The organism is Methylobacterium sp. WL7, assembly GCF_008040085.1.
Taxonomy (GTDB): Bacteria; Pseudomonadota; Alphaproteobacteria; order Rhizobiales; family Beijerinckiaceae; genus Methylobacterium; species Methylobacterium mesophilicum.
Map to the genome: position 1 here is coordinate 1 of NZ_VRVG01000144.1, position 13,279 is coordinate 13,279.

Sequence of the window (13,279 nt, forward strand, 5' to 3'; positions counted from 1 at the left end):
CCCCCGGGCTCACCCCCGCCCCCGGCTCCGGCCCGCACCTTCGGGCGTGCGGCGAGCGCCCAGCCGGACGAGGCGGCGAGCGACGCCCGCGCCCGGGCCCGCGAGGCCAAGAGCCTCGACGAACTCGAAAAGATCCTGGCGGATTTCGACGCCTGCCCGCTGCGCTTCACCGCCAAGAACCTGGTCTTCGCCGACGGCAATCCCGAGGCGCGGGTGATGTTTCTCGGGGAGGCCCCGGGCGCCGACGAGGACAGGATCGGCAAGCCGTTCATGGGCCGCTCGGGCCAGCTCCTCGACAAGATGATGGCGGCGGTCGGGCTGGACCGGACCAGCGCCTATATCGGCAACATCGTGCCCTGGCGGCCCCCGGGCAACCGCAACCCGACCCCCCAGGAGGTGGCGGTGTGCCGGCCCTTCGTGGAGCGCCAGATCGAGCTGGTCGATCCGGAGGTGATCGTCTGCCTCGGCGCCCCCGCGACCCAGACGCTGACCGGCACCAAGGACGGGATCCTGCGGACCCGCGGCCGGCTGTTCCCGTACAAGCTGCCGACCGGCGAGGCGAAGCTGCTGGCCACCCTCCACCCGGCCTTCCTGCTGCGCCAGCCGGTACAGAAGCGCCTCGCGTGGCGGGATTTTCGCGCCTTGCGCGCCCTGCTCGACGGGAAAGCTTGACCGGAGCCGCGGAACCGGGCGTTCCCTCCCGTCATTAGAGCTTCGTCCCGAACGGTGTCTGCCGGCTTTCGGACATAGGCGATGCACAGTTAGGACCGCACCCTGCCCGGCGGCAGGCGCGGCATCAGGGCGGTACCATGCGCTGGGACGATCTACGCAGCTCCGACAACGTCGAGGATCGCCGCGGTGAGGGCGGTGGCGGCGGCGGAATGGGCTTCCCGGGCGGCGGCGCGGGCGGCCTCGGGATCGGCACCATCGTGGTGCTGATGATCATCGGCTACTTCACCGGCATCAACCCGGCGATCCTGATCGGCGGCGCCCAGCAGATCGGCCGCGGCGGCGGCCAGCAGGAGCAGCAGGCCGACCCGCAGACCCAGTCCCGGCGCCGCCAGGCCCCGACGGACGAGAGCGGCCGGTTCGCGTCGAAGATCCTGGGCAACACCGAGGACGTGTGGAGCCAGATCCTGCCGCAGCAGACCGGCAAGCAATACACCCCGACGACCCTGGTGCTGTACACCGGCGGCACCCGCTCCGGCTGCGGCTCGGCCCAGGCCGCCATGGGCCCGTTCTACTGCCCGCTCGACAAGAAGGTCTACCTGGACACCGGCTTCTTCAAGGAGATGGCGAGCAAGTTCGGCGTGAAGGGCGACTTCGCCTACGCATACGTCATCGCCCACGAGGTCGGCCACCACGTCCAGGACGTGCTCGGCATCCTGGGCAAGGTCCAGGCCCGCCAGCAGCAGGCCTCCAGCAAGACCGAGGCGAACGCCCTGTCGGTGCGGATCGAGCTGATGGCCGATTGCCTGGCCGGCGTCTGGGCCAAGAACTCGAACGACAAGTACGCCGAGCTGGAGCAGGGCGACATCGACGAGGCCCTCAACGCCGCCGCCCAGATCGGCGACGATTCGCTGCAGAAGCGCTCGCAGGGCTACGTGGTGCCGGATTCCTTCACGCACGGCTCCTCGGCCCAGCGCCAGCGCTGGTTCACCGCCGGCTACAAGAGCGGCCAGACCAAGGCCTGCGACACGTTCCGGACGGCGAACAACTGAGGCCGGGTCAGAGATTCAGCGAGCAGGCCCTGTCTTTGCGAGCGTAAGCGAAGCGATGACGGCGAGAGTTCCCAGTCCAGCGTCATCTCACCAGCGGCTCAGCGAAGGGCTTGGCTTGGACCTTCTTGCGCGCCCTCCAGCATCCTGACGACAGGACTACAGGCTTGACGCGCATGTCGTTTCGCAGTCCCGTTCGATCCAGTCCGACTTATGGAGAGCGCGATGGCGTCCGTCGCCGTGACGCCGAAAGGACAGGTCACCCTGAAACGTGACCTGCTCCAACACCTCGGCATCAAGCCCGGGGAGCGAATCGACTTCGAGAAACTGCCCGGTGGTGAGTTGCGCGTGCGGGCGGCCCGGCCCTCCGGCACGATCGACAAGTTCCTCCATGCCCTCGATGGAAAAGTGACGCTGGATAAGCCGCTGACGATCGAGGCGATGAACGCCATCGCTGAAGCGGGCTGGTCCGGCACGCCGGACGACGCATGAACATCGCCGTCGATACCAACGTGTTGGCCCGGGCGATTCTGATGGACGATCCTGAGCAGGGCCGCACGGCGCGGAAGCTGCTCACGGACGCGAGCACGATCGCGATCCCGCTGCCGTGCCTGTGCGAGCTGGTCTGGATCCTCCGGCGCGGGGCCAAGATCGCGACCGCGGATGTGGCGTCCGCGCTGCGCGCGTTGCTCGAGACCGGGAACGTCACCATGAACCGGCCCGCCGTAGAGGCGGGGCTCGGGCTGCTCGAGGCCGGCGGCGACTTCGCAGACGGGGTCATCGCCCATGAAGGCCGCCGTCTCGGCGGCGAGACTTTCGTCTCCTTCGACCGGGCGGCTGTAGCGCTGCTGTCTCGGCAAGGGGAGGCGGCGCGGCTTCTTTCGTGAGTGCGGCGCCGGCCGAAGAACCTCCGACCCGGGAGAAATCAGCCCTTGCTCAACCGAAGGGCGTTGGCCTGGACCTTCCGGCGGTAGCTGCGGATCACCTTGCCGTTCGAGGCGCCCGAGGCGACCATCAGGGCCGCTTCGCTGGCCGCCATGATCTTCTCCGTCACCATGCGCTGCGCCTCGATCTGCGCGGCCGGGCCGCCCACCGCGAACATCGCCATGCGCTGGGCGATCACGCCTTGAGCCTCGAGGCCCAGCATGGCCATGTCGAGGCTCGTCTTCCACCAACCGAACAGCATCGCGTTCCTTGTGTCTCGCGCGGGGCAACGGCCCAGCCTGTGCTTGGCTCCCGGCGCCGATCCCACGGTTGCGTGAGCGGTCCGCGGCCCCCCGACCCCGGCCCCGTCTTTGCGCCGTCTCGATCCATGCCGTAAGCGGCCTGAAGAAAGCCCTCCCCCGGACACGGCAACCGCCCTTCATGATACGCCTGGACAAAATCACCAAGCAGAACGGGCGCCAGCTCGTCTTCATCGAGGCCTCGGCCGCGCTCCAGCGGGGCGAGAAGATCGGGCTCGTGGGTCCGAACGGGGCCGGCAAGACCACCCTGTTCCGGATGATCATCGGCCAGGAGCAGCCCGACGAGGGCCAGGTCGCTGCCGACCGGGGTATCACCATCGGGTATTTCAGCCAGGATGTCGGCGAGATGGCCGGGCGCAGCGTCGTCACCGAGGTGATGGACGGCGCCGGCCCGGTGAGCGCGGTGGCGGCGGAGCTCGCCGAGCTCGGCGCCGCGCTCGCCGACCCGGACCGCGCCGACGAGATGGACGCCCTGGTCGAGCGCTACGGCGAGGTCCAGGCCCGGTTCGAGGAGCTCGACGGTTACGCCCTGGAGGGCCGCGCCCGCGAGGTGCTCGACGGCCTCAGCTTCAGCCAGGAGATGATGGACGGGGATGTCGGCGCCCTCTCGGGGGGCTGGAAGATGCGGGTCGCGCTCGCCCGCATCCTGCTGATGCGCCCGGACGTGATGCTGCTGGACGAGCCGTCCAACCACCTGGATCTCGAGAGCCTGATCTGGCTCGAATCGTTCCTGAAGGCCTATGACGGCGCCCTGCTGATGACCTCGCACGACCGCGAGTTCATGAACCGCATCGTCACCAAGGTGATCGAGATCGACGGCGGCGCGCTCACCACCTTCTCGGGCGACTACGCCTTCTACGAGGGCCAGCGGAAGCTGAACGAGGCGCAGCAGCAGGCGCAGTTCGAGCGCCAGCAGGCGATGCTGGCCAAGGAGATCGCCTTCATCGAGCGGTTCAAGGCCCGGGCCTCCCACGCCGCCCAGGTCCAGAGCCGGGTGAAGAAGCTCGACAAGATCGAGCGGGTCGAGCCGCCCCGGCGGCGGCAATCGGTGGCGTTCGAGTTCCAGCCGGCGCCGCGCTCGGGCGACGACGTCGTGATGCTCAAGGGCGTCCACAAGCGCTACGGCAGCCGCACGATCTACGAGGGGCTGGACTTCTCGGTGCGGCGCCGGGAGCGCTGGTGCGTGATGGGGATCAACGGCGCCGGCAAGTCGACGTTGCTGAAGCTCGTCACCGGCACCACCGCGCCGGACGACGGCTCCGTCATGGTCGGCGGCAGCGTCAAGCTCGGCTACTTCGCCCAGCACGCCATGGACCTGCTCGACGGCGACCGCACCGTGTTCCAGACCCTGGAGGACGCGTTCCCGCAGGCCGGGCAGGGCTCGCTGCGGGCGCTGGCCGGCTGCTTCGGCTTCTCGGGCGACGACGTCGAGAAGCGCTGCCGGGTGCTCTCGGGCGGCGAGAAGGCCCGGCTCGTGATGGCGCTGATGCTGTACGATCCGCCGAACTTCCTGGTGCTCGACGAGCCGACCAACCACCTCGACATGGGCACCAAGGAGATGCTGATCGGCGCGCTCGCCAACTACGAGGGCACGATGCTGTTCGTCTCGCACGACCGGCACTTCCTGGCGGCGCTGTCGAACCGGGTGCTTGAGGTGACCCCCGAGGGCATCCACCAGTACGGCGGCGGCTACACCGAGTACGTGGCCCGCACCGGCCAGGAGGCGCCGGGTCTGAGGAGCTGACCGGGGGCCGGGGCGCGACCTTCGGGCCCGCTCCCGCGCCGGGTTTCCGGCGCTAAGCTGGCGCCGACCGGGCCGGGGGTGAGACGCCGTGCGACGCCTGCTGAAATTCCTGCACACGATGGGGTCGGCCGGGTTGCTGGGGGCGATGGCGTCCCTGGTGGTCCTCCTGGCGCTGGCCCCCGCGCCGGCCGCCCTGCCCGGCTACGCGGCGATCCGGGGCGCCATGGGGGCCGTCGCCACCTGGGTGTTCCTGCCCTCGCTCGCCGCGACCCTGCTGTCCGGCCTGCTCGCGATGGCCCTCAACCGGGCCTACCTCAACGCGGGCTGGGCGTGGGTGAAGCTCGCCACCGGGGTCCTGATGTTCGAGGGCGGCCTGGTCTACGTGCAGGGGCCGATGAACCGCGAGGCCGAGCGCAGCGCCCGGGCGCTGGCCGGCCTGCTCGATCCGGCCGCCCTGGCCGCGTCGCTGGAGGGCGAGCGCGGCACGCTCTGGGTGCTGCTGGCGGTGTCGGCCGCCAACGTGGCCCTGGGGATCTGGCGCCCGCGGATCCTGCGGATCCCGCAATAGGTCCGGCGGCCGGTCTCGCGGGCTCAGGGACCCGCGCACCGCACGAGCGGAAACGGCCGCGGTTCGAGGGCGGCGGTCGGGAGGACGGACGCGGTCACCAAGCCCGGCGCGACCGCCCGATCCTTAGAAATACGCCGGCTAAAAAACTACTTTCCGATGCAGAAACCGGAAAACAACCGGTCCAGCACATCCTCGACGCCGACATGCCCACCGACCTCGCCCAGCGACCGGACTGCGAGCCGGAGATCCTCTGCTGCGAGTTCAGGCAGAGCGCCCGCCCCGGCGAGAAGCCGGTCGAGATGCGCCACGCAGGCCTCCAACGCCGCCCGATGGCGGGCCCGCGTAACCAGCGCGTCGCCGGTACCGAGCCCGGCTTCCGCCGCCATCTGGATCGCGTCCAGCAGCGCGTCCAGCCCGGCCCCGGTCCGGGCCGAGACCGCCAGCGCTCCAGGCGCCACGGCGTTTGTTGAGCCGGCAAAAAGATCGATCTTGGTGTGCACCGGGAGGACAGGAAGGTCGGCCGCACCGAGGTCCGGCCGGCTCCCGTGCGGGGGTACGAGGGCCAAGACGAGGTCGGCCGTGCCGATGCGGGTGCGGCTGCGCCGGATGCCCTCGGCCTCCACCGGTTCGGCGGTCTCGCGCAGGCCCGCGGTGTCGACCAAGAAAACCGGCAGGCCGCCGAGATCGAGGCGGATTTCGATGGCGTCCCGGGTGGTGCCGGGCACATCCGACACGATCGCGACGTCCCGCCGGCTGAGGGCGTTCAGCAGCGTCGATTTTCCGGCGTTGGGCGCACCGGCCAGCACCACGACGAAACCCTCGCGCAGGCGCTCGCCCCGGCGGCCGTCGTGCAGGGCGGTCGCGATAGCCTGGCGCAGGCCGGAGACGCGGCCGAACAGGGCGGCGTCGAGCCCGGCCTCGTCGACGTCGCCCTCGTCGGCGAAATCGAGCGCGGCCTCGGCTGCGGCCAGGCAGTCGATCGCTTCTTCCCGCCAGGCCGCCACCTGGCGGCTCAGAGCCCCGTCGAGCTGGCGCAGGGCCTGCCGGCGCTGCCCCTCGGTCTCGGCGTCGATCAGGTCGGCCACCGCTTCGGCTTCGGCGAGGTCCATGCGGCCGTTGAGCACCGCCCGCCGGGTGAAGGCCCCGGGACCGGCGGCCCGGCAACCCGGCATCCGGGCCAGGGCCGTGAGCACCCCCATCCGCACCGCCGTCCCGCCATGCAGGTGCAACTCGGCCATGTCCTCGCCGCTATAGGTCTCGGGCCCCGGAAACCATGCGACCAGGGCGCGGTCGAGTTCGGTGCCGTCCCGGGGATCCCGCAGGGTGCGCAGGGACAGCCGCCGGGGCGGCGGCAGGGTGCCGGCCAGGGCGGCCAGCACCGCCCGGGCGCCCGGCCCGCTGACGCGGATCACCGAGACGGCGGCGCGGCCGAACCCGGTAGCCGGGGCGAAGAGGGTATCGGACTCGGTCATGATGATGTCACTGGCGGAGGTCGGCGGCCGCTTGGAATCCGACGCGTTTCACGTGAAACACGCCCGCCGGCCCCTGTACCATTCCGAGGCGGTGATCGCGCCCCTGGCGTCATTGGCCGGTCATGCCGACGCTCAAGATCGGCGTACCCATCACCGAGAGAGCGAGACGCCGTGACGTCCTGGACCCGCCGTACTGTTTGCCTGGGCGTTCTCGCCGCACCGGTTCTCCTGCGCCCGGCGAGCGCCCGTGCCGACGAGGCCGAGCCGGCCCTGGCGGAGATCGAACGGCGTCTCGGCGGCCGCCTCGGGGTCTCGGCCGGGACGCAGGAGCGCGTGCTCCTGAGCCACCGGGCGGACGAGCTGTTCCCGATGTGCAGCACGTTCAAGGCCCTCGCTGTCGCGGCCATCCTGGCGCGGGTCGATGCGGGATCGGAATCCCTGGACCGGGCCGTCGGCTTCGGGCCGGGCATCCTTCTGAGCTACGCGCCGGTGACCCGGAAGGTCGTGGAGGCCGGCGGCGGCACCGGGCGGATGACGATCGCCGACCTCTGCGCCGCCGCGATCGTGTGGAGCGACAACAGCGCGGCCAACCTGCTGCTCACAGCCCTGGGCGGCCCCGAAGCGCTGACTGTCTGGCTGCGCGGCACCGGCGATACCCGCACCCGCCTCGACCGGGACGAGCCGACCCTGAACACCGCGTTGCCGGGGGATCCGCGCGACACCACCACCCCGGAGGCGATGCGCCAGACCCTCGGGCGCGTCCTGCTTGGGCCGGTCCTGTCGGCGGCCTCGCGCGGGCAGCTGGAGGCCTGGATGGTCGGGTGCCAGACGGGGGCCAAGCGCCTGCGCGGGGGGCTTCCACCGGACTGGATCGTCGGCGACAAGACCGGCAGCGGCGACAACGGCACGTTCAACGACGTGGCGATCCTCCGACCGTCGGGATCCCCGCCCGGGCGTGCGCCGGTCCTGGCCTGCGTGTACGTTACCGGGGCTACGGCCCCTGCGGCGGCTGTCGAGGCAGCCTATGCCGAAATCGGCCGGCTCATGGCCGCCCGAGTGGGCGCCCCCTGATCCGAGATTGCAGCGGCGCATCGTCTTTTCCCGAAAGCCGGTGGCCACCGTTCGAGACGATGCCCGATGGCGAAGACGCCTGCCACCAAGACCACCCGGGCGACCCTGGCCCTCGACAAGGCCGGGATCCGCTACAGCCTCCACGCCTACGCTTACGATCCGGATGCCCCGCGCATCGGCCTGCAGGCCGCACAGGCGCTGGGCGTCGAGCCCGCCCGGGTGCTGAAGACCCTGATGGCGGCGGTGGATGGGCGGACGGTCTGCCTCCTCGTGGCCTCCGACACGGAGGTCACGATGAAGCGGGTGGCGGCGGCCTTCTCCGGCAAGGCGGCGGCGATGCTCAAGCCCGCGGATGCCGAGCGCCTCACCGGCTACCATGTCGGCGGTATCAGCCCGCTGGGACAGAAGCGGGTTTTTCCGACCGCGATCGATGCCGGCTCGCTGTCGGACCCGGCCGCCGAGATCCACGTGAACGGCGGCGGGCGCGGCCTGCAGATCCGTCTCACCGAGGGTGACCTCGCGGCCGCGCTGACGGCCCTGGTGGTGCCGCTGACCTGATCGCTCCCAAGGATCACGCAAGGGATCGCCCCAAGGGATCGCCCCAAGGGTAAGTCGCCGTTTACCCTGTTGCGGCACCCTGGGCCGGGTTGCGGGACGGGTTCGGCATGCGGGTGACGGCACGGCAGCGACGCGGGGCATGCGGGACGCACGGGATCGGGACGGTGCTCGGCCTCGCCCTGCTGACCGCAGGGGCCGGCGCCCGCGCGGCCGACCTCGACGTCCGGGGCGGCCTCGACGGGCGCGGCAGCTACGAGACCGTCACCCGGAGCGGCCCGCGCTTCTTCCCGCGCAACGACGGGATCGAGCGGCGCCCGGTCTACGCCCTCCGCACCCGGGCGGTTCCGGTGGGCTGCACGCCCCGTCGGGTGCCGGTGCCGACCAACGCGCCGGACGATCCGAGCTACGTCGGATCCGAATACGGCCTGTCGCATCCGAGCTATTACGGCTTCACGCCGCCGCTGGGCGTCGACGACCCGTTCGGCCGGTCGCTCCTGCCCTACTGCCCCTGATCCGGCACCGGCAGGTTCCGCGCGCGGATCGGGCCCCGGGGCATCGTCCCGACAGGCGGCTGCCGGCTTTCGGGTAAGCCACGGGGCGCATCCCATATCGCGCGCCGCGTGCCGGTTCCGATATCCGGCCCGATGCGCTAGATCGGCGCCCCGCCGCGGAGCCGGACCCGTGCCCGAATCGAATCTCCACTGTTTCAGCGATCTCGCCACCCTGCGCCAGCGCGTGGGCACTTGGCAGCAGGCGGGTGAGCGCGTCGTCCTGGTCCCGACCATGGGGGCCCTGCACGTGGGCCACCTCGCCCTGGTGGCCGAGGCTCGGCGGATCGGCCACCGGGTGGTGGCGAGCATCTTCGTCAACCCGACCCAGTTCGGCCCGAACGAGGACTTTTCGCGCTACCCGCGGGACCTCGAGGCCGACCTCGCGCTGCTCGGCCAAGCCGGCGCCGACGCGGCCTGGACGCCCGCGGTGGAGACCATGTACCCGCCGGGCTTCGCGACCCGGATCGATGTCGCCGGCTTGACGGACGGGCTGTGCGGCCCGTTCCGGCCCGGCCATTTCTCCGGGGTCGCCACGGTGGTGACCAAGCTGCTGAACCAGGTCGGGCCCGACGTCGCCCTGTTCGGCGAGAAGGATTTCCAGCAGCTCCGGGTGATCCAGCAGGCGGTGGCCGACCTCGACCTCGCGGTCGAGATCCGGGGTGTCCCGACCGTGCGCGAGGCGGACGGCCTCGCCCTGTCGTCGCGCAACCGCTACCTCACGCCCGAGGAGCGCGCGGTGGCCCCGCGTCTGCACGCAGTCCTGGCCGACATCGCCGCGGCAACCCGGGGCGGCAGCCCGGTGGCGGGCCCGGTCGCCGACGGGCGCGCCGCGTTGGAGGCCGCGGGTTTCCAGGTCCAGTACCTCGCGGTCTGCGACACGCAGACCCTGGCCCAGGTCGACCGGGTCGAGGCCCCGGCGCGGGTCCTGACGGCCGCGTTCCTGGGCCGGACCCGGTTGATCGACAACGTGGCGGTCTAGGGCTCGTCCGACGCCCGGGCGCCACGGCCAAAAACCCGAGGTTTCAAAAGGTCCGAGACCTTTCGCGGGTGCAGGGCAGCGCCCTGCGACTTGGAACGCTCGTCAAAATCCCAGTTGCGTCGGATTGCAGATCACGATCATCTTGGCCAATCACGCGGCTCCAGCCATCGTGACTGTATTCACCCGTGCCGGGATCCGACGATGCCGAGTCCTTCCGCCGACGCGAGCGAGATCGCCCTCATCCGCGCACGCCTCGCGGCCAGCCCGCGCCCGGCCGACCTCGCGGCCCGGCGCGCCCGGGTCGATGCGCTGGGGGCGGGATATGGCCCGCCGGCCGACGTCGCGGTCCAGCCCGCGAAGATCCGGGATGTACCCGCGGAGTGGACCGCGACGGCCACTGCGGACCGCGACCGGGTGATCCTGTTCCTGCACGGGGGCGGCTACGTCTCCGGGTCGCTGGAGAGCCACCGCCACGCCGTGGCCCAAGCGGGCCGGGAAGCGGGGACGCGCACCCTCGCCCTGGCGTACCGGCTCGCGCCGGAGCACCCGTTCCCCACCGCTCTGGGCGATGCGCTGGCCGGCTACCGGTTCCTGCTCGAATCCGGGTTCGCCCCCGGCCGGATCGCCCTGGCCGGCGAGAGCGCGGGCGGCGGCCTCGCGGTGGCCGTGGCCCTGACCCTGCGCGCGCGGGGCCTGCCCCTGCCCGGCTGCCTCTGGCTCAGCTCGCCCTGGACCGACCTCGCGCTCACCGGGGCGAGCCTGGACACCAAGGCTGCGGTCGATCCGCTGATCAGCCGGGCCTACCTCGCCGAACTCGCCACCGCCTATCTCAACGGTGCCGACCCCAACGACCCGCTGGTGTCGCCGATCCGCGCCGACCTCGCCGGGCTGCCCCCGATGCTGATCCAGGTCGGTTCCGCGGAGACGCTCCTCGACGACGCCCTGCGGCTCGCCGGGGTGGCGGCGGCCGCGGACGTGGCGGTCGAGCTGCAGGTCTGGCCGCACATGATCCATGCCTGGCACCTGTTCTACTCGGAGGTCGCGGCCGGCCGGCGGTCCCTGGCGAGCGCGGGGCGCTACATCCGGGCACATCTCGACGGGGCCGCCGGAGGCTGATCGGCCGTCGGTCCGGGATTCGGTCCGCGCACGGGCCGGGACCGCGGGGCCACGCTCCCGATCATTCGGGCGATTCCTGCTCTACGTCATTGGCGCCGGACCGGATCCATGGCCCGGTGACGGGCATGCGCCCCGTCCCCGCCCTCGTGGTCCTGACCCTGGCCGCCGCCTCGCCCGCCGGGGCGGCCGAGGATGCGATCGAGGGCATGGCCGGCCCCGCCGGCGAGCGCCTGCGCTACGACGCGAAGGGCCTGACCTTCACCGTTCCCGAGCCGGAGATGAAGCTCCAGATCGGTGGCCGCCTCCACCTGGATTCTGGTGCGGCCAGCTTCAGCCGGCCGGGCCTCGCCGCGACCTTTCCCGACAGCGTCGCGGTGCGCCGCTCCTGGATCGAGCCGACGCTCACCATCGGGAGGGATTGGGTGGTCGCCTTCCAGTACGATTTCAGCGACCCGCTCCTGCCGATCAACGACGCCTTTGTGGCCTGGACGGGGCTGCCGGACACGATCCTGACGCTCGGCAACATGAAGGTGCCGCTGAGCCTCGAATGGCTGCAGAGCAACAACGACACCCTGTTCGCCGAGCGCTCCCTGGCCAACGCGTTCGTGCCGGATCGCCGCTTCGGTTTCGCGGTCGGGCATCACGGGCAGGCCTGGACCGCCGTGGCGAGCGTGTTCGGCGACGCCGCCAGCAACGGCATCACCGGGGACGGGGTGGCAGCCGCGGGCCGCGCCACGGTGGCGCCGATCCTGAACGAGCGGGAGACTTTGCATCTCGGCCTCGCCGGCGTCTTCCAGAGCCGGAGCCGGGCCGACGGCGCGTTCAGCTTCTCCACACCGCCGGAGGCGTTCCTGTTCACGCGCCCCTTCGTCGATACCGGTGACCTGCCGGACGCGGCGCGCGTGTCCCGGATCGGCGCCGAGTTCGCCTATCGCAACGGTCCGGTCTTGGTGCAGGCCGAGGTTATCCATGCCGCGATCGACCGGTTCGGCGGCCCGGGCGGGGCCGTCCCCGGCCTCGACTTCCAGGGCGGCTACGTCGAGGCCGGCTGGGTGCTGAACGGCGCCGGCCGCGCCTACGCGCTGGCCCCGAACGGCGGCACGACCTACGCCACCTTCAAGGGCGTCCAGCCGCGGGACGACCAAAGAATCTCCCGGGGCGGGATCGGCGTGTTCGAGCTGTCCGCCCGCTACAGCGCCATCACGCTGAACGCCCGGGGCTTTCGCGGCGGTGCCGAGCGGGACGTGAGCCTGGGCCTGAGCTGGTATCCCGAGCCGAACCTGCGCCTGATCGCGAACGTCATCCACGGCCGCGTTCAGCCGGGCGCGGCCCAGTCGGACGTGCTGGGCACCGCGCCGTTCTCGGTCGACACCGTCCTGGGGCGGCTTCAGATCTATTGGTGAGCCGCACGGCTCGGACCGCCGGTCAGACGGCTCTGCGCAGGACCGAGCGGAACGGCCGCCGCTCGGGCTCGGGCTCGGCCGGCTCGGGCGGCGGCTCCGGCGGCGCGGTCAGGACCTCGGCGCGCACCGGCCGCGGCGCCGCGAAGGCCGCGCCCTGGGCGTACGGGATGTCGAGGTCGATCAGGTCCGGCACGTCCGCCTCCTCGGCGACCCCGGTGGCGACCAGGCGGATGCCGGCCCGGGCCAGGGCCGGGGCGAGATCCTCGATGGCGATGTCAGACAGGCGCCGCCGCTCCGACCCCGGCCGCAGCAGCAGCTCGGCCGGGACCTTGACCTGGCCGACCCCCAGCCCCGCGAGCTGGGCCACGTCGAAGCGCAGGTCGTCCGCCCGGTCGAGGCTGAACCCGATCCGGCCCCGCAGCGGCAGGAGCAGTCCGCGCTGCCCGCCATCGAGACCCTGCCAACTCGCCTGCGGCAGCGCGATCGCCAGCCCGGCCAGGGCGGGATCGTCCGCGACCGTACGGGCCAGCTCGCGCAGCAGCCCGGGCTCGAACAGCGAGAGCGGCGACAGGCCGTAGGTCAGCATGGTCTCGCTGCCCCGGCGGGCGAGGTGGCGGACCACGATGGCGGCTCGCTGCAGCATGCGCCGGTCGAGTTCGGTGGTGCGGCCGTAGCGTTCCAGCACCGGCAGGAACACCTCCGGCTCGGTCAGTTCGCCATCGACCCGCAGGCGGGCCAACGCCTCGTAAGCCGAGACCTTGCGCTGGGGCAGGGTCACCACCGGCTGCAGGTGGATCTCCAGGGCATCCGCCTCGAAGGCCCGGACGATCTCGGCCTCGCGGTCGGCCCAGGGCG

At 71.7% G+C, this 13,279-nt stretch carries 15 protein-coding genes; 12 read left to right on the forward strand and 3 right to left on the reverse strand.

What is annotated here, in order from left to right; genetic code table 11:
• The 4 genes from FV233_RS24960 to FV233_RS24975 all read left to right on the forward strand — a co-directional run.
• Positions 1 to 672: uracil-DNA glycosylase (locus FV233_RS24960; protein WP_147899108.1), on the forward strand; the 672-nt coding region annotated here is incomplete at its 5' end.
• 137 nt (positions 673 to 809) lie between these two features.
• Positions 810 to 1,721: a neutral zinc metallopeptidase gene (locus FV233_RS24965; protein WP_147856276.1), complete on the forward strand. Its 912-nt coding sequence runs from the start codon at positions 810 to 812 to the stop codon at positions 1,719 to 1,721.
• A gap of 222 nt (positions 1,722 to 1,943) precedes the next feature.
• Positions 1,944 to 2,210, forward strand: a complete 267-nt coding sequence (locus FV233_RS24970) for an AbrB/MazE/SpoVT family DNA-binding domain-containing protein (protein WP_147899109.1) — start codon at positions 1,944 to 1,946, stop codon at positions 2,208 to 2,210.
• Complete coding sequence (locus tag FV233_RS24975) at positions 2,207 to 2,605, forward strand: type II toxin-antitoxin system VapC family toxin (protein WP_147856278.1); 399 nt, start codon at positions 2,207 to 2,209, stop codon at positions 2,603 to 2,605. Before FV233_RS24970 ends, FV233_RS24975 begins: the two co-directional genes overlap by 4 nt.
• A gap of 38 nt (positions 2,606 to 2,643) precedes the next feature.
• On the opposite strand, the gene FV233_RS24980 is transcribed toward FV233_RS24975, so the two are convergent.
• Positions 2,644 to 2,904 carry a hypothetical protein gene (locus FV233_RS24980; protein ID WP_147856279.1) on the reverse strand — a complete coding sequence of 87 codons (261 nt, stop codon included), beginning with the start codon at positions 2,902 to 2,904 and terminating at the stop codon, positions 2,644 to 2,646.
• Positions 2,905 to 3,083: 179 nt separating this feature from the next.
• Between FV233_RS24980 and FV233_RS24985 the strand changes: the two genes are divergently transcribed.
• Together FV233_RS24985 and FV233_RS24990 are read left to right on the forward strand one after the other, a co-directional pair.
• The gene (locus FV233_RS24985) at positions 3,084 to 4,706 is read left to right on the forward strand and encodes an ABC-F family ATP-binding cassette domain-containing protein (RefSeq protein ID WP_147899110.1); all 1,623 of its coding nucleotides are present in this window, start codon (positions 3,084 to 3,086) and stop codon (positions 4,704 to 4,706) included.
• An 88-nt stretch (positions 4,707 to 4,794) separates the two neighbouring features.
• Entirely contained in the window at positions 4,795 to 5,274 is a 480-nt protein-coding gene (locus FV233_RS24990; RefSeq protein WP_147899111.1) for a hypothetical protein, read from the forward strand.
• Positions 5,275 to 5,420: 146 nt separating this feature from the next.
• Here the strand turns inward: FV233_RS24990 and mnmE are convergent, their stop codons facing one another.
• The gene (mnmE, locus tag FV233_RS24995; protein ID WP_147899112.1) at positions 5,421 to 6,746 is read right to left on the reverse strand and encodes a tRNA uridine-5-carboxymethylaminomethyl(34) synthesis GTPase MnmE; all 1,326 of its coding nucleotides are present in this window, start codon (positions 6,744 to 6,746) and stop codon (positions 5,421 to 5,423) included.
• Between the two features lie 171 nt (positions 6,747 to 6,917).
• Between mnmE and bla the strand changes: the two genes are divergently transcribed.
• The 6 genes from bla (at position 6,918) to FV233_RS25025 (ending at position 12,424) form a co-directional block, all read left to right on the forward strand.
• Complete coding sequence (gene bla, locus FV233_RS25000) at positions 6,918 to 7,817, forward strand: class A beta-lactamase (RefSeq protein WP_147899113.1); 900 nt, start codon at positions 6,918 to 6,920, stop codon at positions 7,815 to 7,817.
• A 66-nt stretch (positions 7,818 to 7,883) separates the two neighbouring features.
• The gene (locus FV233_RS25005; RefSeq protein ID WP_147899114.1) at positions 7,884 to 8,375 is read left to right on the forward strand and encodes a YbaK/EbsC family protein; all 492 of its coding nucleotides are present in this window, start codon (positions 7,884 to 7,886) and stop codon (positions 8,373 to 8,375) included.
• A gap of 107 nt (positions 8,376 to 8,482) precedes the next feature.
• Positions 8,483 to 8,887: a hypothetical protein gene (locus tag FV233_RS25010; RefSeq protein WP_147899115.1), complete on the forward strand. Its 405-nt coding sequence runs from the start codon at positions 8,483 to 8,485 to the stop codon at positions 8,885 to 8,887.
• A gap of 169 nt (positions 8,888 to 9,056) precedes the next feature.
• Entirely contained in the window at positions 9,057 to 9,905 is an 849-nt protein-coding gene (panC, locus tag FV233_RS25015; protein ID WP_147899116.1) for a pantoate--beta-alanine ligase, read from the forward strand.
• A gap of 201 nt (positions 9,906 to 10,106) precedes the next feature.
• Positions 10,107 to 11,021, forward strand: coding sequence for an alpha/beta hydrolase (locus tag FV233_RS25020; protein WP_147899117.1), 915 nt, complete (start codon positions 10,107 to 10,109; stop codon positions 11,019 to 11,021).
• A 125-nt stretch (positions 11,022 to 11,146) separates the two neighbouring features.
• The gene (locus FV233_RS25025; RefSeq protein ID WP_147899118.1) at positions 11,147 to 12,424 is read left to right on the forward strand and encodes a porin; all 1,278 of its coding nucleotides are present in this window, start codon (positions 11,147 to 11,149) and stop codon (positions 12,422 to 12,424) included.
• Between the two features lie 22 nt (positions 12,425 to 12,446).
• On the opposite strand, the gene FV233_RS25030 is transcribed toward FV233_RS25025, so the two are convergent.
• Positions 12,447 to 13,279 (reverse strand): EAL domain-containing protein (locus FV233_RS25030; protein ID WP_147899119.1); only part of this gene is annotated, 833 nt, incomplete at its 5' end.

What these genes read in the sequence shown, in the direction of transcription:
- FV233_RS24965 (WP_147856276.1), top strand. Translation starts at nt 810, where the DNA reads ATGCGCTGGGACGATCTACGCAGCTCCGACAACGTCGAGGATCGCCGC.
- FV233_RS24970 (WP_147899109.1), top strand. Translation starts at nt 1,944, where the DNA reads ATGGCGTCCGTCGCCGTGACGCCGAAAGGACAGGTCACCCTGAAACGT.
- FV233_RS24975 (WP_147856278.1), top strand. Translation starts at nt 2,207, where the DNA reads ATGAACATCGCCGTCGATACCAACGTGTTGGCCCGGGCGATTCTGATG.
- FV233_RS24980 (WP_147856279.1), bottom strand. Translation starts at nt 2,904, where the DNA reads ATGCTGTTCGGTTGGTGGAAGACGAGCCTCGACATGGCCATGCTGGGC.
- FV233_RS24985 (WP_147899110.1), top strand. Translation starts at nt 3,084, where the DNA reads ATGATACGCCTGGACAAAATCACCAAGCAGAACGGGCGCCAGCTCGTC.
- mnmE (WP_147899112.1), bottom strand. Translation starts at nt 6,746, where the DNA reads ATGACCGAGTCCGATACCCTCTTCGCCCCGGCTACCGGGTTCGGCCGC.
- FV233_RS25005 (WP_147899114.1), top strand. Translation starts at nt 7,884, where the DNA reads ATGGCGAAGACGCCTGCCACCAAGACCACCCGGGCGACCCTGGCCCTC.
- FV233_RS25010 (WP_147899115.1), top strand. Translation starts at nt 8,483, where the DNA reads ATGCGGGTGACGGCACGGCAGCGACGCGGGGCATGCGGGACGCACGGG.
- FV233_RS25020 (WP_147899117.1), top strand. Translation starts at nt 10,107, where the DNA reads ATGCCGAGTCCTTCCGCCGACGCGAGCGAGATCGCCCTCATCCGCGCA.
- FV233_RS25025 (WP_147899118.1), top strand. Translation starts at nt 11,147, where the DNA reads ATGCGCCCCGTCCCCGCCCTCGTGGTCCTGACCCTGGCCGCCGCCTCG.